The organism is Ensifer sp. YR511 (assembly GCF_900103045.1).
Lineage (GTDB): Bacteria > Pseudomonadota > Alphaproteobacteria > Rhizobiales > Rhizobiaceae > Ensifer > Ensifer adhaerens.
Window position 1 is genome coordinate 284680 of sequence record NZ_FNGR01000002.1, and the last position, 20574, is coordinate 305253.

Annotated in this window: 19 protein-coding genes; 6 read left to right on the plus strand and 13 right to left on the minus strand. The window is 61.7% G+C overall.

Annotated elements, in window-relative coordinates; all coding sequences use genetic code 11:
* Positions 1-81: 81 nt before the first annotated feature.
* The 3 genes from BLU15_RS05875 to BLU15_RS05885 form a co-directional block, all read right to left on the minus strand.
* Positions 82-2391, minus strand: a complete 2310-nt coding sequence (locus BLU15_RS05875) for a Tex family protein (RefSeq protein ID WP_090294631.1) — start codon at positions 2389-2391, stop codon at positions 82-84.
* 140 nt (positions 2392-2531) lie between these two features.
* A complete protein-coding gene (locus BLU15_RS05880) occupies positions 2532-3839 on the minus strand; it encodes an SAM-dependent methyltransferase (RefSeq protein WP_090294633.1) in 1308 nt (435 codons plus the stop codon).
* 316 nt (positions 3840-4155) lie between these two features.
* Positions 4156-5154: a glutathione S-transferase family protein gene (locus tag BLU15_RS05885; protein WP_090294634.1), complete on the minus strand. Its 999-nt coding sequence runs from the start codon at positions 5152-5154 to the stop codon at positions 4156-4158.
* Between the two features lie 179 nt (positions 5155-5333).
* On the opposite strand from BLU15_RS05885, the gene BLU15_RS05890 reads away from it, so the two are divergent.
* Together BLU15_RS05890 and arsC are read left to right on the plus strand one after the other, a co-directional pair.
* Positions 5334-6323, plus strand: a complete 990-nt coding sequence (locus BLU15_RS05890; RefSeq protein ID WP_090294636.1) for a glycerophosphodiester phosphodiesterase family protein — start codon at positions 5334-5336, stop codon at positions 6321-6323.
* Between the two features lie 102 nt (positions 6324-6425).
* The gene (arsC, locus tag BLU15_RS05895) at positions 6426-6854 is read left to right on the plus strand and encodes an arsenate reductase (glutaredoxin) (protein ID WP_090294637.1); all 429 of its coding nucleotides are present in this window, start codon (positions 6426-6428) and stop codon (positions 6852-6854) included.
* 75 nt (positions 6855-6929) lie between these two features.
* Here the strand turns inward: arsC and era are convergent, their stop codons facing one another.
* From era to rpoZ, 8 genes are all read right to left on the minus strand, one after another.
* The gene (era, locus tag BLU15_RS05900) at positions 6930-7859 is read right to left on the minus strand and encodes a GTPase Era (protein WP_034804323.1); all 930 of its coding nucleotides are present in this window, start codon (positions 7857-7859) and stop codon (positions 6930-6932) included.
* Between the two features lie 8 nt (positions 7860-7867).
* Entirely contained in the window at positions 7868-8584 is a 717-nt protein-coding gene (rnc, locus tag BLU15_RS05905) for a ribonuclease III (protein ID WP_090294803.1), read from the minus strand.
* Entirely contained in the window at positions 8584-9327 is a 744-nt protein-coding gene (gene lepB, locus BLU15_RS05910; RefSeq protein WP_060522099.1) for a signal peptidase I, read from the minus strand. Before lepB ends, rnc begins: the two co-directional genes overlap by 1 nt.
* Before the next feature lie 160 nt (positions 9328-9487).
* A complete protein-coding gene (acpS, locus tag BLU15_RS05915) occupies positions 9488-9907 on the minus strand; it encodes a holo-ACP synthase (RefSeq protein ID WP_034804122.1) in 420 nt (139 codons plus the stop codon).
* On the minus strand, positions 9904-10458 hold the full coding sequence (locus tag BLU15_RS05920; RefSeq protein WP_060580957.1) for a DUF2062 domain-containing protein: 555 nt from the start codon (positions 10456-10458) through the stop codon (positions 9904-9906). The genes acpS and BLU15_RS05920 overlap by 4 nt, the downstream gene beginning before the upstream one ends.
* 188 nt (positions 10459-10646) lie before the next feature.
* Positions 10647-10796, minus strand: a complete 150-nt coding sequence (locus tag BLU15_RS05925) for a DUF3563 family protein (RefSeq protein WP_064816984.1) — start codon at positions 10794-10796, stop codon at positions 10647-10649.
* Positions 10797-10961: 165 nt separating this feature from the next.
* Entirely contained in the window at positions 10962-13196 is a 2235-nt protein-coding gene (locus BLU15_RS05930) for a RelA/SpoT family protein (protein ID WP_090294639.1), read from the minus strand.
* Between the two features lie 213 nt (positions 13197-13409).
* Complete coding sequence (gene rpoZ, locus BLU15_RS05935; RefSeq protein ID WP_034804144.1) at positions 13410-13817, minus strand: DNA-directed RNA polymerase subunit omega; 408 nt, start codon at positions 13815-13817, stop codon at positions 13410-13412.
* A gap of 464 nt (positions 13818-14281) precedes the next feature.
* On the opposite strand from rpoZ, the gene BLU15_RS05940 reads away from it, so the two are divergent.
* A complete protein-coding gene (locus BLU15_RS05940) occupies positions 14282-14863 on the plus strand; it encodes a LabA-like NYN domain-containing protein (protein ID WP_034804147.1) in 582 nt (193 codons plus the stop codon).
* A gap of 192 nt (positions 14864-15055) precedes the next feature.
* On the opposite strand, the gene smpB is transcribed toward BLU15_RS05940, so the two are convergent.
* Positions 15056-15535: an SsrA-binding protein SmpB gene (gene smpB / locus BLU15_RS05945; protein WP_034804150.1), complete on the minus strand. Its 480-nt coding sequence runs from the start codon at positions 15533-15535 to the stop codon at positions 15056-15058.
* A complete protein-coding gene (gene dapA / locus BLU15_RS05950; protein WP_060580958.1) occupies positions 15535-16419 on the minus strand; it encodes a 4-hydroxy-tetrahydrodipicolinate synthase in 885 nt (294 codons plus the stop codon). Before dapA ends, smpB begins: the two co-directional genes overlap by 1 nt.
* A gap of 293 nt (positions 16420-16712) precedes the next feature.
* Here dapA and BLU15_RS05955 point away from each other — a divergent pair, with 293 nt between their 5' ends.
* The 3 genes from BLU15_RS05955 to BLU15_RS05965 all read left to right on the plus strand — a co-directional run bounded on the left by BLU15_RS05955 (position 16713) and on the right by BLU15_RS05965 (position 20458).
* Positions 16713-18779, plus strand: coding sequence for a lytic transglycosylase domain-containing protein (locus BLU15_RS05955; protein WP_162731778.1), 2067 nt, complete (start codon positions 16713-16715; stop codon positions 18777-18779).
* Between the two features lie 109 nt (positions 18780-18888).
* Complete coding sequence (locus tag BLU15_RS05960) at positions 18889-19410, plus strand: BA14K family protein (RefSeq protein ID WP_090294642.1); 522 nt, start codon at positions 18889-18891, stop codon at positions 19408-19410.
* Positions 19411-19570: 160 nt separating this feature from the next.
* Positions 19571-20458 carry an alpha/beta fold hydrolase gene (locus BLU15_RS05965; protein WP_090294643.1) on the plus strand — a complete coding sequence of 296 codons (888 nt, stop codon included), beginning with the start codon at positions 19571-19573 and terminating at the stop codon, positions 20456-20458.
* The last annotated feature ends 116 nt before the right edge of the window (positions 20459-20574 follow it).

The window sequence follows — 20574 nt, forward strand, 5'->3', positions numbered from 1 at the left end:
GAAAGGCCGGATTATTACAATTAGCTAATTTATAGAGCATGCGGCCGGGGACGCCGGATGCGCCCGCGGCGAAGGCCTGCCCTATTTGCGCTTCATCGCTTCCATCAGCGCCGCACCGAAGGCGCCCTGAGCCGGTTGCTGCGGCTTCTGCTGGCGCGGGGCGGGACCACGATTGTTGTTGCCGCCCGGCGCGCCCGACCGCGGCTCGCGGCCCGTCTCGGCGCCACCATCCTTGCGCATGGTGAGGCCGATCCGCTTGCGCGGAACATCGACCTCCGTGACACGAACGGTCACCACATCGCCGGCCTTTACCACCTCATGCGGATCCTTGACGAAGCGGTCCGCGAGCTGGGACACGTGCACGAGGCCGTCCTGGTGCACGCCGATGTCGACGAAGGCGCCGAAGGCGGCGACATTGGTCACGGTGCCCTCGAGCTGCATGCCGACCTTCAGGTCCTTGATGTCGTCGATACCGTCGGCGAAGGTCGCGGTCTTGAAGCTCGGGCGCGGGTCGCGACCGGGCTTTTCCAGTTCCGCAAGGATGTCCTTGACCGTTGGCAAGCCGAAGCGCTCGTCGACGAAAACCTTCGGATCGAGGCTCTTCAGCGCGACGCTGTCGCCCATCAGCGCACGTACGTCGCGACCACAGGCAGCAACGATCTTCTTGGCGACCCCATAGGCCTCCGGGTGGACCGAGGAGGCGTCGAGCGGCTCTTTGCCGTTGGGAATGCGCAGGAAGCCCGCGCACTGCTCGAAGGTGCGCGCGCCGAGCCGTGGCACGTTCAACAGTTCCTTGCGGCTCGCAAACGGGCCGGTCGCATCGCGATGAGCGACGATCGCCTCGGCGGAAGATTTGCCGAGGCCTGAAACGCGCGCCAGCAGCGGCGCAGAAGCCGTGTTGACATCGACACCGACGGCATTCACCGCGTCTTCCACCACCGCATCCAGCGAACGGCTGAGCTTCGACTGGTCGACATCGTGCTGGTACTGGCCGACGCCGATCGACTTCGGCTCGATCTTCACGAGTTCGGCCAACGGATCCTGCAGGCGGCGGGCGATCGAGACCGCACCGCGCAGCGAAACGTCGAGACCCGGGAATTCCAGGGCGGCGGTTTCGGAAGCCGAGTAAACCGAGGCGCCGGCCTCGGAAACGATGACCTTGGTCGGCTTCGGCGCCGGGAGCTGCGAGAGCATGTCGGTCACGAGCTTTTCGGTTTCGCGGCTGCCGGTGCCGTTGCCGATGGCGATCAGCTCCACCTTGTGCTTGCGAATGAGCGAAGCGAGTTCCGCCTGGGTGCCACGGACATCGTTCTTCGGCGGAAACGGGTAGACGGTTGTGGTTTCGAGCAACTTGCCGGTGCCGTCGACGATGGCGACCTTGACGCCGGTGCGGATGCCCGGATCAAGCCCCATGGTCGCCCGCGATCCCGCAGGTGCGGCCAGCAGCAGATCCTTGAGGTTGCGGGCAAAGACGTGGATCGCCTCTTCCTCGGCGCGCTCACGCAGTTCGCGCATGAGATCGAGCGACAGCGACATGGAGAGCTTCACGCGCCAGGTCCAGCCGATCATCTCGGCAAGCCACTTGTCGCCCGGCAGGTGGCCACCGACATTGTAGGCGGCGGCGATCATGCGCTCGACCGGCTTGACCGGCGAGGTATCGTCCTGGTCGACGACGATATCGACGGACAGCACCTCTTCGTTCCAGCCGCGCAGCATGGCCAGGGCGCGATGGCCTGGCGTCGTCGCCCAGCGCTCGGAATGATCGAAGTAGTCGGAGAACTTGGCACCGGCCTCCTGCTTGCCGTCGACGACCTTGGCGCGCAGGAAGGCGGCCCCCTTCATGTGGTTGCGCAGGCGGCCGAGCAGATCGGCATTCTCCGTCATGCCTTCGGCGATGATATCGCGCGCACCATCGAGCGCCGTCTTCACATCGGCCACCTCTGCAGTCAGGAAGGCCGCGGCGCGGTCGGCAGGTGCTATGGAGCGATCAGCAAGGATCGCTTCTGCCAGAGGCCCGAGGCCACGCTCGCGGGCGATTTCCGCCTTGGTGCGGCGCTTTGGCTTATAGGGCAGATAGATGTCCTCGAGTTCGGCCTTGGTTTCGACGGCGGCGATCTTGGCTTCGAGTTCGGCGGTCAGCTTGTCCTGGCCGCGGATCGATTCGAGGATCGATGCACGGCGCGCCTCGAGTTCGCGCAGATAGGTCAGCCGTTCCGAAAGCATACGCAGCTGCGTATCGTCGAGCCCGCCCGTCACTTCCTTGCGGTAACGCGCGATGAACGGCACCGTGGCGCCCTCGTCGAGCAGCTCGACCGCCGCGACGACCTGCGAAGGTGTCGCCTTGATTTCGCTGGCGATGATGGCGGCGATGGGTTTTGCAGGGCTGGCCATATGGGAATTCCGTCTTTGCTGTTTGATCGGCGACCATAAAGGCGCAGACCTTGAAGGCCAAGTGAAGGCCTTCAGCGGAAAACCGGAACTCCACAGAAGATGGATCGGCCGCCCCGCTTTCAGGCGGGACGGCCGATGGTTCAGCACGCCATGGCGGCAGGCTCGACATGCTCCTGCTCGGGCACGACGTCCCAGGTGTTGACTGGCTCGAGCGGCGGCCGGCGCTTTTCGAACTCGATCAATTGCCGCTCCCTCTCCTCGATATAGCCGCGCGAGGCAGGGACGGCACCGAGAGACGGTGAGATCTGCAGCTGGAAGATGAAGTGCTTGTCGTAGAGGAAGGCCGTCTCAGACGCAGCCAGATAGAACTCCCACATGCGGAAGAACCGCTCGTCGTAGAGCTTGATCGCCTCTTCGCGCCGGGCGACGAAGCGCTCGCGCCAGGCTTTCAACGTCCAGGCATAGTGCATCGGCAGGATTTCGACATCCTTCACCAGCAGCCGCGTGCGCTCGACGGAAGGCAGGACCTCCGAAATCGCCGGGATATAGCCGCCGGGGAAGATGTACTTCTCGATCCACGGGTTGGTGGCCCAGGGCTTGTAGATCTGGCCGATCGAATGCAGCAGCATGACGCCGTCGGGCTTCAACAGCGCGTTCATCTTGCCGAAAAAGTTGCCGTAGTTGCCGGTGCCGACATGCTCGAACATGCCGACCGAGACGATGCGGTCGAACTGCCGGCCCTGCAGAGTGCGGTAGTCCTGCAGTTCGAAGCGGACCCGATCGGAGAGCCCACGCCTGGCGGCACGATCCCGCGAGACCTTCAGCTGCTCTTCGCTGAGCGTGATGCCGGTGACCTCAACGCCCGAGGATTCGGCCAGATACATGGCCATGCCGCCCCAGCCGGAGCCGACCTCCAGCACCTTCTGGCCCGGCTCCAGCAGGAGCTTTGCCGCGATATGCCGTTTTTTGGCGAGCTGCGCGGCATCGAGCGATATGCCCTGCGGTTGAAAATAGGCGCAGGAATATTGCCAGTCCTCGTCGAGGAACAGGTCGAAAAGCTTGCGATCAAGGTCGTAGTGATGGGCGACGTTGTGCCGGTTACGATTGACCGGGATTCGGCTCAGCAATTGCTGACGCAACACATGCCACAGGCCGGTCATCGTGTTGGTGGCATTGGCCGCGTTCTCGATGCCGTTTTCCTTGACGATCGAGAGCACATCAAAGATGTCGCCCTTCTCGATGACGACACGCCCGTCCATATACATTTCACCGAAACGAAGACCGGGATCACGAACGATCGCCGCCTCCGCCTCCGCATCGATGATGCGGATTGATGCCGGCTTTCCGCTGCCGTCACCCAGGATCACTTTTTCACCGGAAGAAAATACAACCGTCAGGTTACCGTTGCGCACCAGACGGCGAAGCAATGTCAACAATGCTGCATTCATATCCCACCCCTACCAGAGCTACCGAACGTGTCCTGGTGCATGAGAGATGCGAAGGGTCGGCTCTTTCGGGGCTTCAGGAGTGGTTGCGCGGGGCGCATCGGGAACAGGCGCCAGCGCGTCCGGAAGCGGCGAGAACCGGCACGGGCGTAGCCTCACGGGTATCCGGCGGGCACATCGCCGCGAATTCGTCAGGCAGCCGCCATCGGGCTCCTATCCATCAGAACTCAAAATAAGGTAGGAAGCTTCGATCGATTGACAATGGGTTCTTTATGGCCCCTCATAAATTTGTTTCCTTAGCAAATGCTGAGAAACAAACCTAGATTTCAGCGACGCCTAGACCGGGTAGACGCGCGCGGTCATGGGGCCGGTCAAAATCGAGCAGCGGGCCTGCCGGAACGATGCGCGTCGGGTTGATGTGGACGATGCCATAGTAGCCGCGCTTGATATGGTCGATGCGTACGCTCTCGCGGATGCCTGGCCACTGGTAGATCTCGCGGAGGTAATTCGACAGCGCCGGATAATCCTCGATCCGGCGGATGTTGCATTTGAACGCCCCGTGATAGCCCGCGTCGAAGCGAACGAGGGTGACGAAGAGGCGGATGTCGGCCTCGGTCAGGTGCTCGCCGGCGAGGTAACGATTGTCCGCAAGGTGGGCCTCCAGTTCGTCGAGCATGCCAAAGAGGCTTGCCACCGCCTCGTCATAGGCGCCCTGGGTCTTGGCGAAGCCGGATCGATAGACGCCGTTGTTGACACGCTCGTAAATCGGGCCGTTCCAGCGGTCGATCTCGGCACGCAGCGCCTCGGGGTAGAAGTCGAGCCGGTTGCCGGTGAGCCCATCGAAGGCCGAGTTCAAGATGCGGATGATATCGGCGGACTCGTTGTTGACGATCCGCCCTTCGCGCATGTCCCAGAGCACGGGAACAGAGACCTTACCGGTGTAGGTCGGATCGCTCGCCACATAGAGCTCGTGATGGAAGCGGATCTTGCCGACGCGCGCGCCGGCATCGACAGGCTCGTCATAGACCCAGCCATCTTCGCCCAGTTCCGGATTGGAAACGGTCAAGCCGACAATGTCCTGCAAGCCCTTGAGATTGCGGAAGGCGATCGTACGCGAGGCCCAAGGGCAGAGATAGGAAACGAACAGGCGGAAGCGCCCGGCCTCGGCTGGCAAGGCCTCCTGCCCTTCCGGGCCCGGCCTGCCATCGGGCGTGATCCAGCGATGAAACCGCGTCGGCTCGCGATGGAACGCGCCGCCCTTCATCTCGCTCGCCGCAACGTCGCCCTTGATCCATTTTCCCTCGACGAGCTGCGGCATCTCTTTCTCCTGGATCGCAAGTCTGTGACGGCTACCTCTCACGGGGCCCGGACCACGGTCAACCGCGCGCGCGGGTGACACATTGTTCGCAATCCGCGACACGCACGCACGCGATACGTGCAAAACAACATCGTCGCGCCACAATGTCGGGCAATCCCGATTCCCAGAGGAGAATCAGGATGAAGAAAGCGCTTGCCATTTTCGTGCTGTTTGTCGCGGTCGTGTGGTTGATGAACACATCATTGTTCGTCGCGCCGCCGGCGGGCACCGCAAAACTGCTTGCCCACCGGGGCATGCATCAAACCTATCCGACGGACAACGTCGGCAGGGACACGTGTACGGCAACGATCATCAGGACGCCGGAGCATCCCTATCTCGAAAACACGATCGCCTCGATGCAGGCCGCCTTCGACGCCGGCGCAGATGTCGTCGAACTCGACGTGCATCTGACGCCCGACAGACAGTTCGCCGTCTTCCACGACTGGACGCTCGATTGCCGGACCGAGGCCAAGGGCGTCACCGAGGAAACGCCGATGACGGCGCTGAAGTCTCTCGACATCGGCTATGGCTACACGGCAGACGGCGGCAAGACCTTCCCGTTCCGCGGCAAGGGCGTCGGCCAGATGCCGACGCTCGAGGAGGTGCTGGCCGCCCTGCCCGACCGCAGGTTCCTGATCAACTTCAAGAGCCGGCGCGCCGAGGAAGGCGCTGAACTCGCAACGCGTGTCGACGCGCAACCGCAATGGCGGGAGGCCGTGTTCGGCGTCTATGGCGGCGAGGAGCCGACCCGCGAGACGCTGAAACGCCTGCAAGGGATGCGAGGCTACGACCGGACGTCGACGATGGCGTGCCTGACCCGTTATCTCGGCTACGGCTGGAGCGGCCTGATGCCGGACGCGTGCAAGAACACGTTTGTGATCGTGCCCGGCAATTATGCGCCGCTTCTCTGGGGCTGGCCCGACCGTTTCGCTGCACGGATGAAGGCGGCCGGAAGCGAGATCATCCTGCTCGGTCCCTATGGCGGCGGCGATTTCACCACCGGCATCGACACGATGCAGGATCTGGAAATGGTACCGCCAGGGTTCTCCGGCTACATCTGGACCAACCGGATCGAGATGATCGGCCCGGCGCTCGCAAAGCGGCAGGTCGCTGACGCCGGTACGAACTGACACGGGCGGCCGACTTGCCTGCGGCAAGCTTCGACCCTATGGCTTTGAGCAACCGTCGAAGCTGGCCGCAGCGGCGGTCTCAACACCGCGGAAGGCAAGCGCATGAACGTCACGATCTACCACAACCCCGCCTGCGGCACCTCGCGCAACGCGCTGGCGATGATCCGCAACGCCGGTATCGAGCCGACGGTGATCGAGTATCTGCAGGCGCCGCCGTCGCGGCAGGCGCTGGAAAAAATGATTGCCGATGCCGGCCTGACGGTGCGGGACGCACTCCGCGAGAAAGGCACGCCCTATGCGGAACTCGGGCTTGGCGAGCCCACGGTCAGCGACGAACGGCTGATCGACGCAATGATGGCCCACCCGATCCTCATCAACCGCCCCTTCGTGGTGACGCCGATCGGAACGCGGCTCTGCCGTCCATCCGAACGGGTGCTCGACATCCTGCCGGACACGCACAAGGGCCCGTTCTCGAAGGAGGACGGCGAACCGGTTCTCGATGCAAAAGGAAAGCTGATAGCGGGCGCCTGAGGCCGCCTGCGTTTGATACGGCACCCGTTTCAACGGGTGCCGTAGAACATCACACCAAACGGTGTGCGTGCGGCCTTATCGCGGAAATTCCAGGCCCATTTCGCGGAAGCGCTCGGGGTCGTCGCCCCAGTTTTCGCGTACCTTGACGAACAGGAACAGGTGCACCGGCTGCTCAAGGATCTCGGAGATCTCCTTGCGCGATGCGGTCGAGATCGCCTTGATCGCATCGCCGCCCTTGCCAAGCGCGATCTTCTTCTGGCTCTCGCGCTCGACGTAGATTACCTGCTCGATGCGCACCGAGCCGTCCTTGCGCTCTTCCCACTTCTCGGTTTCGACATGCGAGGCATAGGGAAGTTCCTGGTGCAGCCGCAGGAAGAGCTTTTCGCGGGTGATTTCAGCGGCAAGCTGGCGCATCGGCAGATCGGAGATCTGGTCTTCCGGATAGTACCAGGGGCCTTCTGGCAGCGTCTCAGCCAAGTAATCCATCAGATCCGTGCAGCCCGAGCCGTTCAGCGCCGAGATCATGAAGGTGCGCTCGAACTTGATCGTCTCGTTGGCGGCAGCCGCCAGCTTCAAGAGGTCTTCGGGACGCACCTGGTCGATCTTGTTCAGCACCAGGATCTTCGGCTGGTGCACTTCCTTCAGCCCCTCGAGGATCGCTTCCGCATCGCCCTTCAGGCCGCGTTCGCTGTCGATCAGGAACATGATCACGTCCGCATCCTTGGCGCCGCCCCAGGCGGTCGTGACCATGGCGCGGTCGAGCCGGCGGCGCGGCTTGAAGATGCCGGGCGTGTCCATGAAAACGATCTGGGCGTTGTCATGAATGGCAATGCCACGCACGATCGCGCGCGTCGTCTGCACCTTGTGGCTGACGATCGAAACCTTGGCACCGACGAGGCGGTTGACCAGGGTCGACTTGCCTGCGTTGGTCGCTCCGATCATCGCCACGAAGCCCGAGTGGGTCGGCGCGCCTTCGGCGGCCGTATCTTTTTCCATGTCCGTCATGTTTTCCGTCAATTTCCGGCGGAACTCTTCCGCCACACGCCTTCGCGTTCCAACAATTTCGTCGCGGCCACCTGCTCGGCTCCGCGCTTGGATCTGTCTGTTCCGGTCTCCGGCGCGACACCCGTAACTTCGACGGTTACCGTGAAGCGGGGGTCGTGGTCGGGGCCGGAGCGCTCATCCGTCCGGTAGGCCGGCGCGATGCCGAACTTGGCATGCGCCCATTCCTGCAATTCGGTCTTTGCATCGCGGCGCGCCCCATCGGCACGCACCGCGCGATCTTTCCAATGGCGCAGCACGAAGCCGCGGGCAGCTTCGAGACCGCCGTCGAGATAGATGGCGGCGATCAGCGACTCTACCACATCCGCCCGCACATTCATCATCGCCTTGCCGGTTATCTTCTTGACGTCCGAGCCTGTGCGGATGAATTGGTGCAGCTCCAGGTCGTCGGCGACCTTGGCGCAGCTTTCGGCGCTGACGAGCTGGTTCAGCCGGACCGAAAGCTCGCCCTCATTGGCATCGCGAAAGGTCTGGAACAGAAGCTCCGCCACGCAAAGCCCGAGCACCCGGTCACCCAGGAATTCGAGGCGCTGATAGTTGGAACCCTTGGCGCTTCGCGCGCTGGAATGGGTGAGCGCCCGATCAAGGCGCTCCTTCTCCGTGAACTGATAACCGATCACGGCCTCAAGCTTTACCCGATCCTCCGCGCCCAGCGACCGCGACTTCATCATTCGACCGCCTTGAACAGACGGTCGTAGCGCAGGTTCGTCGGCCACTTCCACACTTCGCGGAACGACGTGTCGTGACCGAGTGAGAAGAAGATCATGCTGGCGCGGCCGACGAGGTTTTCGGCAGGCACGAAGCCGACGTCGAAGCGGCTGTCAGCCGAGTTGTCGCGGTTGTCGCCCATCATGAAGTAATGGCCGGCGGGCACGATGAATTCGCGGGTATTGTCGCCGCGCGCATCCGGGAACTGGTCAAGCGTGTCATAGGAGACGCCATTGTCCATCGTTTCGCGGAAAACCGGAACGTCGCCGCCGGTGTCGTACTGGTCGTCGGCGCGGAAGCCGCCATCCGGCGTGCGCTCGACCGGCTTGTCGTTGATGTAGAGGATGCTGTTGCGCACCTGGATGCGGTCGCCCGGCAGGCCGACGAGGCGCTTGATGTAGTCGATATCCGGGTTCGGCGGGAAACGGAAGACGACGATATCGCCGCGCTTCGGCTCACTTGCGAAGATGCGGCCGGAGAACAGATCGGGCGAAAGCGGCAGCGAGTACTTGGAGAAGCCGTAGGCGAACTTGTTGACGAAGATGTAGTCGCCAACCAGCAGCGTCGGCATCATCGAGCCGGACGGAATGGTGAAGGGCTGAAAGAGAACCGTACGGATGACCAAGGCCAGGAGCAATGCCTGGATGACGACCTTCACGTTCTCCCAGAGGCCGCTCTGCTTCGCTTCTGTCTTTTCTGCCACGCTACTGTGTTCCTTTATCATCGCAACGCCCGCGCGGGGCCTGCTCTCAACTTTTGTCCGTACTCTCGGTCCGGCTTTGGACTGCGCGCAATCCCGGTCTCATATGCTGCAAACCGCCGCCCCTTCAATCGGTCAGGGCCGGTTTTTCCAGCGGAATGCTCTAAACCGTTCCCTCAATCGGGGCAACGGGCAGCGCCTCGATAATCACGAAGGCCTGGGCCAGTGGAAAATCATCGGTGATCGTCAGATGAATGGCGGCGCGATGATGCGGCGGCAACATCTGCTCCAGACGCGCGGCGGCACCGCCGGTCAGGTTCATTGTCGGCTTGCCGCCCGGCAAATTGATGACGCCCATGTCCTTCCAGAAGACGCCCTGCGCGAGGCCTGTGCCGAGCGCCTTGGAACAGGCTTCCTTGGCGGCGAAGCGCTTGGCGTAGGATGCCGCGCGGTTCTTCCGCCCTTCGGACTTGGCGATCTCGATTTCGGTGAAACAGCGCTGAACGAAGCGCTCGCCGAAGCGGGAAAGCGAGTTTTCGATCCGCCTGATATCGATCAGATCGCTGCCTATGCCTATGATCATGAAGAGGATCCGAGCTCTTTGGTGCGTGCCCGGCGGCGCTTTTGGAAGAGCCGGGCCGCCTGGTAGGCCGCAATATAGGAAAGGACGGCGCCGCCTGCCGCGAGCGGCAATGAGCCGACCAGCATCGGCTTGAACACCGGACCCCAAAGGGCCGGAAGGTCGAGGTGCTCGACCATGCGCATGACGTCGGCCGAGCTCGCAGCGTGTGCGCTCTCGACGCCGAGGATTGCCGTCCCGAGTTCGTAGGACGCCGTCAGGATCATCGGGATCGTGACGGGATTGGCGAGCGCGGTCGTGATCGCCGCCGCCACGAGATTGCCCGAGAACAGGAAAGCGAGCGCAACCGCAATAAGGATATGCAGACCGAAAAACGGCGTGAAAGACGAAGCGGCACCCGCCGCCACGCCGACGGCAATCGAATGCGGTGTCGATGAAAGGCGCAACACACGCAGCGTCACATAACGCAGGCCGCGTGCAAAACCCTTGCGCGGCCAAACGATGGACCGCAGCCTTTCGGAAATCGTAACCGGTTTTCTGCGCCTGAATAACATTATGCCGTCATGACCGCGTCTTGAAGCCGTCAGCCGGCACAAGACCGCGCGTCCGCCTGTTTTCTGGCCGCAAGATAGGCGTCCTGCCTGTCGCTTGCAACCCGCACAGGCGCCGCGCGCATGTCGCAGGCGAGCCATCCACCGAACGCATGGCTCAGCATCCCGCCAGAAGACGGGACGCAGCGGGCTTAGTAGTTACGGAACAGGCCGCGATCGATCTGGCGCTGGCGGTACTCGAGGTCGATACGGTCGACCGAGTTATTGAGATAGGCGAGCTCGCGCTCTTCCTGAGTGGGGACGCGCAGAGCGCGGGTGATCTTCTTCAACTGACTAAACATGGCAAACCTCTTTGTTTACCTCCCGACCGAGAAGATAGTTTAGAGGTCCCTGTTCCACCAGACACAGGAAATAGCGGCAGCCATGCGCTGATGGCATGGCTTGCCATTTCGCCCCGCGCAGGCTGCCTGTTTTGCAGGCATTTGCGCAAGGCGCGGCCAGTCGGCTCATTCGAACAGGCGCTTCACCATGGACACGCTCGGCAATTCCTTGAGCTGCGTGATCAGGTGGTTGAGCTGGCGCAGGTCCCAGACTTCGAGGTCGAACTGCAGTTCGCTGAAGTCCGCAGCCACGCGCCCCATCGACAAAGTCCGGATGTTGACGTCGCTGGTGGCGATCGCCTGAGCCACCTCGGCCAGCGTCCCCGGCTCGTTCAGGGCGCTGATCGCGATGCGGGCGATGAAGCGGCTGCTGTTGGCCTCGTCCAGATCCCAGCGCACGTCGATCCAGCGCTCCGGCTCGTCATCGAACTTCTGCAGGATCGGCGACTGGATCGGGTAGATGGTGATCCCCTTGTCCTTCTCCATGATGCCGACGATGCGGTCGCCCGGGATGGCCCCGGCCGGGCTGAAATGAACCTCGGCATTGCCCGAGAGACCGCGGATCGGCAGGGCCTCCGGCCCCTCGACGTGGGCGACACCGTTGGCATCCTTGCCGCGGCCCGGCAACTTGAACACCATGCCGGCGGCACTGCGCATGTTGAACCAGCCGTCGTCGGCACTGGGCTTCACCGTGACCCGCTCGTCCTGATGATCCGGGAAGACCGCACGCAGCACGTCGAGCGAGGAAAGCTCGCCACGGCCGACGGAGGCGATGGCGTCCTCGACTTCCTTCTGACCGAGCCGATGCAGCGCCGGCTTCAGCGCCTCGCGCGAAAAGCTCTTGCCGGCGCGCTCGAAGGTGCGCTCAAGAATGCGATAGCCGAGGCCGGCATATTGCTTGCGGATGGCCGCACGCGTCGCGCGGCGGATCGCCGAGCGGGCCTTGCCGGTAACGACGATTTCTTCCCAGGCCGGCGGCGGCACCTGGATGCCCGAGCGGATGATCTCCACTTCGTCGCCATTATTGAGGCGGGTGACCAGCGGCATGATACGGCCGTTGATCTTGGCGCCGACGCAGGTGTCACCAATATTTGTGTGAACGGCATAGGCAAAGTCGATTGGCGTCGCGCCGCGCGGCAGTGCGATCAACTGGCCCTTGGGCGTGAAGCAGAATACCTGATCCTGGAAAAGTTCGAGCTTGGTGTGCTCCAGGAACTCTTCCGGGTTGTCGCCTTCCGCGAGCGATTCGATCGTGCGCCGGAGCCAGGAATAGGCGTTCGACGTCGGCGACAGGGCCGCATCTGCCGACGCACCCTCTTTGCCCTCCCTGTCCTTGTAGAGCGAGTGCGCCGCGATACCGTATTCGGCGATGTCGTTCATGCGTCGGGTGCGGATCTGTAGCTCGATGCGCTGGCGGGACGGGCCGACGATGGTGGTGTGGATCGACTGGTAGTCGTTCTGCTTCGGTGTCGAGATGTAATCCTTGAAGCGGCCCGGGACGACGCGCCAGCGCGTATGGACGATGCCGAGCGCCCGGTAGCAGGACGGGATATCGTCGACGATGATGCGGAAGCCCCAGACGTCGGACAGCTGCTCGAAGGACAGCGACTTCGACTGCATCTTGCGGAAGACCGAATAGGGCTTCTTCTGCCGACCCTTCACCTGCGCCGCCTTCAGGCCCTCGGCCTGAAGCAGCTCGCGAAGCTCGTCCTCGATCTTCTTGATCAGGCCCTCGTTGCGCTCGGACAATTCCTCCAGCCGCCGGGTGACCGTTTCGAAGGCCTCGGGATTGATATGGCGGAACGAGAGGTTTTCAAGCTCCTCACGCATGTCTTGCATACCCATGCGGCCGGCGAGCGGCGCGTAGATATCCATGGTCTCTTCGGAGATGCGGGCGCGCTTTTCCGCCGACATGTGGTCGAGCGTGCGCATGTTGTGCAGCCGGTCGGCGAGCTTCACGAGCAAAACCCGCACATCGTCCGAAATGGCGAGCAGCAGCTTGCGCAGGTTCTCCGCCTGCTTGGCCTTCTTGGTGACGAGATCGAGCTTCTTGATCTTCGTCAGTCCTTCGACGAGCGCGCCGATATCCTCGCCGAAGAGATCGTCGATTTCCTGCCGTGTGGCCGTCGTGTCCTCGATCGTGTCGTGCAGAAGAGCAACGGCGATGGTCGACTCGTCGAGACGCATCTCGGTCAGGATCGCCGCCACCTCCAGAGGATGGGATATGTAGGGATCGCCGCTTGCCCGCTTCTGCTGGCCATGCTTCTGCATCGCATAGACGTAAGCCTTGTTGAGCAAGGCTTCATTGACGTCGGGCTTGTACTTCTGCACGCGCTCAACGAGCTCGTATTGGCGCATCATTCGCTGGCGATCCTCTAGATCATGATGATTTCAGGTCCCATCGACCTAAAATCATAAACGTGATCGTTCTCCTAATTTAGAGCGGGATGCGGGCGGAAAACCGCAAACACTTTCCTTTTCCCGCTCTAGAAGAAATCAATAAAAAAGTGCGCCAATCATACGAGTGGCGCACTGCTTTGAAAACACGTGGGAACGGGCGTTCCGCGACGGATCTCAGTAGTCGTCGCTCTTTTCCGGCGGCACCAGACCTTCGATACCGGCAAGCAGTTCTTCTTCCGACATGCGGTCGAAGGTGATGGCTTCCGGCTGATCTTCGTCTTCGGCGACTTCGGTAAACGTCGTCTCGGCATCGGTCTGTAGCAGCGAAGCCGGATCGGGCTCGGGCTCGTCCACTTCGACATGCTTCTGCAGCGAGTGGATCAGGTCTTCCTTGAGGTCGCCGGGAGACAGGGTCTCGTCTGCAATCTCGCGGAGCGCGACGACGGGGTTTTTGTCGTTGTCGCGATCGATGGTGATGGCGGCGCCCTGAGAAATCAGGCGCGCGCGGTGGCTGGCAAGCAGAACGAGTTCGAAACGGTTATCGACCTTGTCGATGCAATCTTCGACGGTGACGCGGGCCATTGCCTGTCCTTTTGGGCTCGAAGCGCGGCGGCATCGCCGCTGCACGGATTGACAACACGAAACCGGAGCAGTCGCCTGACGGCGCCTCATCGGGTCCGATTTCTGGAATTAAGCGCCCGGATACAATCAAAACAAGGCAAGTTCAAGTTTTTCCTTCAAGGGACGCTCACGTAACGTCACACTTCGTGATAAAATGCGATGCGAATGAGCTGGAGACGTCGCTCACACATTACGGTTGCATTTTCTGGCCATAAATAAAGCCCCTGATGGAAAAAGCGACCCAGAGATGTGGACGATCTATAGCAACTGCTAAAACTAGCTATATTCGCGAGCGCGCGGCTGGAATAATGCAATACATAAGCTACATTATTTGCCATATCAGCAATTATTAATGTAATCGACTTACTTTTGCGCACCCGCCGGCAGGCGGCCTTTGATGCGCCGCGATTGAAAAAGGAAAGACGATGTTCGACCCCCGCGAAAAAATCGCACTCTTTATCGACGGCGCGAATCTTTATGCGGCATCGAAAAGCCTCGGCTTCGACATCGACTATCGTAAGCTCCTGAAAGCATTCCAGAAGCGCGGCTATCTGCTGCGCGCCTACTACTACACGGCCCTCATCGAGGATCAGGAATACTCTTCAATCCGCCCGCTCATCGATTGGCTAGACTATAACGGTTACAAGGTCGTGACGAAGCCGGCCAAGGAATTCACCGACTCGCTCGGCCGCCGCAAGATCAAGGGCAATATGGATATCGAACTGGCGATCGATGCCATGGAACAGTCCGAAACCGTCGATCACCTCGTCATCTTCTCCGGCGATGGCGATTTCACCACGCTGGTGGAAGCCCTGCAGCGCAGGGGGCGCAAGGTTTCTGTCGTTTCGACCATGTCGACGCAGCCGCCCATGATTGCCGACGACCTGCGCCGCCAGGCCGACCACTTTATCGATCTTGCGACGCTGCGTGCCGAAATCGGCCGCGAACCGTCCGAACGTACCCCGCGACACAACACCGAGCCGGTGGCCGATCCGGTCGAGATCTGAGGCGTTCATTCGAACGCAAGGCGCGTGATCGCGATTGCGCGAGCGCCGCTTGAACCAGTCCGCGTCAACGACGTCGATCGTTGAGTTCTCTCAATAAATATCAAAAATTGCAGGCAGGGCTTTCAGCGCGCCGTGGCCGACAGCTGCGTTGCATCGGCCGTCTTTGGCGGACGCAACGCAAAGCGATTTCTCTTAGCCACGGTCCTTCAGCAGGCGGCTTTTCTGCCGGTTCCAGTCGCGTTCTTTCGAGCTCTCCCGCTTGTCGTGCAGCTTCTTGCCCTTGCCGAGCGCCAGCTCCAACTTGGCGCGGCCGCGATCGTTGAAGTAGATCTTCAGCGGGATCAGCGACATGCCTTCGCGGTTGACGGCGCCCTGCAACCGATTGACCTCGCGCTTCGACAGGAGCAGTTTCCGCCGCCGCCGCGTTTCATGATTGAAACGGTTCGCCTGCAGATATTCCGGCAGATAGGAGTTGATCAGCCAGATCTCGCCGCCCTCGTCCGTCGCATAGGATTCGGCAATGTTGGCCTTGCCTTCGCGCAACGACTTGACCTCGGTGCCGGTCAAAACCAGACCGGCCTCGTAGGTGTCGACGATCTCGTAGTTGAAGCGGGCCTTACGGTTTTCCGCCACAACCTTATTGACCGTGCGCTGGCTTCCTTTGGGTGCCATCAGTTCATCAATCCTGCATGTCTGAGTGCTGCATCGATCGCGGCCTCGGTTGCCGGCTCGAGCGTCGGCAACAGCGGCGAGCGCACGGTGCGGCTCATACGACCGAGGCGGTTCAGCGCATACTTGGCGCCGCAGAGACCCGGCTCCATGAAGATCGCCTTGTGCAACGGCATCAACTTGTCCTGATAGGCAAGCGCCGTGGCATAATCGCCGGCAAGCGTCGCTTGCTGGAACTCGGCGCAAAGGCGTGGCGCAACGTTTGCCGTGACCGAAATGCAGCCAACGCCGCCATGGGCGTTGAAGCCGAGCGCGGTTGCGTCTTCGCCCGAAAGCTGGACGAACTCCGGACCACAGGCCATGCGCTGCTCGGAGACGCGCTCGATCTTGCCGGTGGCATCCTTGACGCCGATGATGTTGGCGTAAGCCTTGCTGAGCGCCGCCATGGTCTCGACACTCATATCCACGACCGAGCGGCCGGGGATGTTGTAGATGACGATCGGCAGCTTCACGCTCTCGGCGATCGCGGCATAGTGCGCGAAGAGGCCCTTCTGCGTCGGCTTGTTGTAGTAGGGCGTAACCACGAGGATCGCATCGGCGCCAGCCTTTTCGGCGTGCTGTGCAAGCTCGATCGCTTCCGTCGTGTTGTTGGAGCCGGCGCCGGCGATAACAGGCACGCGCTTGGCAGCCGCTTCGATGCAGAGCTCGACCACCTTCTTGTGCTCATCATGTGAAAGGGTCGGAGACTCGCCGGTGGTGCCAACGGGCACCAGGCCATGGCTGCCTTCTTTTATCTGCCATTCCACATGCGCGACGAAACCATCCGCATCCACCGCGCCGGTGGCGGTGAACGGTGTTACGAGAGCGGGAATGGAACCCTTGAACATGCACAACTCCTGACGGCGTAAAAGCGAAGTCTGCACTCATGCTTTGGCCGTAATCGACGGTTAAAAAACTGCCGCACCATAATCATGTGAGGTGGCTGCGGCAAGCGTTGTAACACGGCATTTCACGCCGGTTTTCATGCAAAAGCTTGATGTTTGGCCTGCATAATCACGACCGCCCAACCAGGGCGAGAGCGGGTTTGGCGCAATTGTTACGATCGATACTGGCCGCCCGTCTTGTCATCGGGCAATCTGGCGGCGGATGAATGTTGGACACGGGGAACACGGGGTTCTTGATGCGCGGGTCAATATATCTGCCTGTCGCCGCCATCATCGGCGCGGTGCTTCTGGCAGCGCCAACGGGCAACGCAGAAACCCTTGACCGCATACCAGTTCCGACACGCAAGCCCGCGCTCTTGGACAAGGCAGCTCCCATTGCCGCGAACGAAACCACGAATGCCATCGCGACGGCTGCCGGACCCGTCAGCAGCGATCTCAAGGCGGGGCTCGATGCTCTGTCCAACAAGCAGCCGGCCGCAGCGATTGCCGTACGCGACGCGATGACCGAAGGCACGCTCGACCGGCACATATTGACCTGGGCGATCGCCGTTTCCGGCCAGCGGGGCGTACCTTCCTTTGAAATCGCCGATGCCCAACGGGAATTGCAGGGATGGCCGGGGCTAAAATCGCTGCGCGCCAACTCCGAACGAGCGCTCTATCGAGAGAACCCGCCGGCGGCCGATGTGCTCGCCGCTTTCGGCAACACGCAGCCGGAAACGACGGAAGGCTCCCTCATTCTTGCGCGTGCTCTCGTCGCCACCGGAAAAGCCGACATAGCCGCCAAGAACCTGCGTACAATCTGGCAACGTGACACGCTCGACAAGGACATCGAGACCAAGATCCTTGACGAGTTTTCCGGCCTCTTGACCACAGACAATCATCAGCACCGCATGGTGCTGCTTCTCTATCGCAACCGCGTCGAGCAGGCCGAACGGTTCGGCGACCTAGGAAACGCTCAATCGCTTTATCGCGCCTGGGCGGCGGTCAGCCGTGGCAGCGACAAGGCGCCGGCCCTCATCGCAGCGGTCGATCCTGCCTGGCGCAAGGACGCAGCCTATCTCTTCATTCAGATCGAGCACCTGCGCAAACAAAAGAAATACGAGGAAGCAGCAAAGCTCCTTGCGCGCATGCCCAAGGACAAGAGCGCCCTGGTCAACCCTGGCGAATGGTGGGTCGAGCAAAGGGTCGTCAGCCGCGGGCTGCTCGACAGTGGCGACTTTCGAGGCGCCTATCGGATCGCCGCCGGCCATCTCGCGACTGACGCGACCGATATTATCGACGCCGAGTTTCATGCCGGGTGGTATGCCCTGCGCGGCATGGAGGACCCGGCGACCGCAGCGCGTCACTTCCGCCGCATTCTGGATGTGTCGAGCCGTCCCCTCTCCGCTTCGCGCGCTTGGTACTGGCTCGGCCGCTCGGCCGAGGCCGGCGGACCGGGTGACGCCAACGGGTATTTCGCAAACGCAGCCCGCTATCCCGGAACGTTCTACGGGCAACTCGCAGCCGCCCGGCTGGGTCGCAAGACGCTGAACGTCGCCTATCCGGCCCCGACGGCAGACGACCGATCGCGGTTCGAAAGCCGCGAGGCGGTGCGCGCCATCACGCGGCTTGAAGGCACAGGCCACACCTGGCGCGCCGACAGCATCTACCGGGCGCTTGCCGACGAACTGACGAGCCCCGGCGAACTGGCGCTACTTTCCGCCCGAGCGGAAAGAACCGGCAACCACCAGCTTTCCCTACAGGTCGGCAAGATTGCCTTTGGGCGCGGAATCGATGTTGCAGCGCTCGCGTTTCCCGTGGGCGTGATCCCGTCAAGCGCCAATATCGACGGCTCCGGCAAGGCACTCGCCTATGCGATCGCGCGCCAGGAAAGCGCCTTCAACCCGGGCGCCATCTCCACCGCCAACGCCCGCGGTCTGTTGCAGTTGATGCCGGGAACGGCCAAGGGCGTTGCCAGCCGCTACGGCCTTGCCTACTCGCAGGACCGGCTGACGAGCGACGCCGGCTACAACGCCACGCTCGGCGCGCATTATCTCGGCGAACAGATCAGCAGTTTCGGCGGCTCCTACATCCTCACCTTTATCGCCTACAATGCCGGCCCGCGCCGCGTTCCGGAATGGCTCGACCGCTACGGCGACCCGCGCGGCAAGCCGATCGACGAGGTCGTCGATTGGATCGAACGCATTCCGTTTCAGGAAACGCGCACCTATGTCCAACGGGTGATGGAGAACTATCAGGTCTACAAATCGAGGCTCGGGCAAAAAGCCGATATCGTCGAAGACCTGAGAATGGGACGGCAATAGCCGGCCTCAGCCGCGATCAAATAATTGTGATCAGCGTCAACGGCACAAACCACGCCTTCAACCATTTCCCTTCTAAAGCCAGACTTTTCCGAAGGAAATGGTGAACGTTATGAAGACCTTGACAATCGTCGCCCTTTCGCTGGCGACCGCCTTGAGCAGCGTGCCGCCCGCCGGCGCGTTCCCGAGCGCTCCGCCGATCGTCTCCGGGACGACCAATGTCCAACAGGTTCAATTCTCCTACGAGCGCGGCGAAGAACGCAAGAGCCGATCCAGTTGCGCCGTTCCCTATTGCGAACTTCGCGGGCGACATGGCTATTATCGGGATCGCGACTACCGCGACTACCGCGACTATAATCGCAGCGGGTACTACCGCGACAGATACTACCGGGATCGATATCGCCGCCACTATGACCACGACGACAACGACGTCGGGGCGGTGATCGGCGGACTGGCCGCAGGCGCGATCATCGGCGGTTTGTTGAGCCAACCGAGATACTACAACGGACCAAGAGCCGTCAGCGGCAATGCACACCAGCGCTGGTGTTATGCGCGCTATCGTTCCTATAGGGCCTGGGACAACAGCTACCAGCCCTATGGCGGCCCGCGACGCCAATGTAGCTCGCCCTATTGAGCTAAAAAGTTGTTGAGCAGACCGCTGCCAACGCAAGGGGAAAAGTCACATCCGTTGGCTATCGCCAGCCACGCTCGGGCCGCCGAACAGCTATGTCGGCCCGAACAACTTGCTCCTCACCTTCAAACGGATAGATTTTAGCTGTCCGAGAGGGAGCAGCATGGGCCAAGACGTATTCCAAGAGCATAACTTCCGTAGTTCCGATGGGCTGCTTCTCTACGCCCGAAGCTACGGCCCTCCCCCTTCGCCATCCGCGGCGACACCAATCATCTGCCTCCCGGGCCTCACCCGCAACAGCCGGGACTTTCACGAACTCGCAAGCTTTCTTTCGACGTCACGGGGCATTCCCGTCATCGCACTGGATTATCGGGGGCGCGGCAACTCGGAACGCGACGCTGATAAGAGCCACTACACGGTGGTCGTCGAAACGACCGATGTGATAACGGCCTGTGCTCACTTTGCGGTCGAAAAGGCAATCTTTATCGGCACATCGCGAGGTGGCCTGATCCTCCACAACCTCGTCGATCGCGCCCCTTCGTTGATTGCAGCCGCAGTGCTCAACGATATCGGGCCTGTGATCGAAATTGAAGGTCTGCTTGCGATCCGGGATTACCTCAACTCCAGCGCCGCTCCGCCAAGCTGGGCGAAGGCACCCGGCTACCTGAGGACACTGCACGGCGGCGACTTTCCAGTCTTAAGCGACGGCGACTGGTCGGACATGGCCAAAGCGATTTTTCGCGACGAGGACGGCATCCCGGTTCCCGATTTCGATCCAGCAATCGCGCAGTCCCTGCGCGGATTGACACGCGAAACACCATTGCCCGATCTGTGGACACCCTTTGACGCCATGAACCAGGTCTCCCTGATGGTCGTCAGGGGCGAGCATTCGCGGCTTCTTTCAGAGACGACAGTGCGCGAAATGCGCCGACGACATAATGCGATGACCGCCTTCATCGCGCCTGGCCAGGGCCATGCGCCGCTGCTTCATCTGGACGGTCCACGCGACGCCATCACCGCATTTCTAAACGACCTCGCGCGCTCGCGCTGACCCAAGGAAGCCGCGCCGACGCGGTCTTTACTCCCTGATCTCCTCAAGCACGATGATGCAAGTGCAGGACCAAAATTCATGGTGCCATACCAAAACGAAAAAACCCGGCTCGAAAG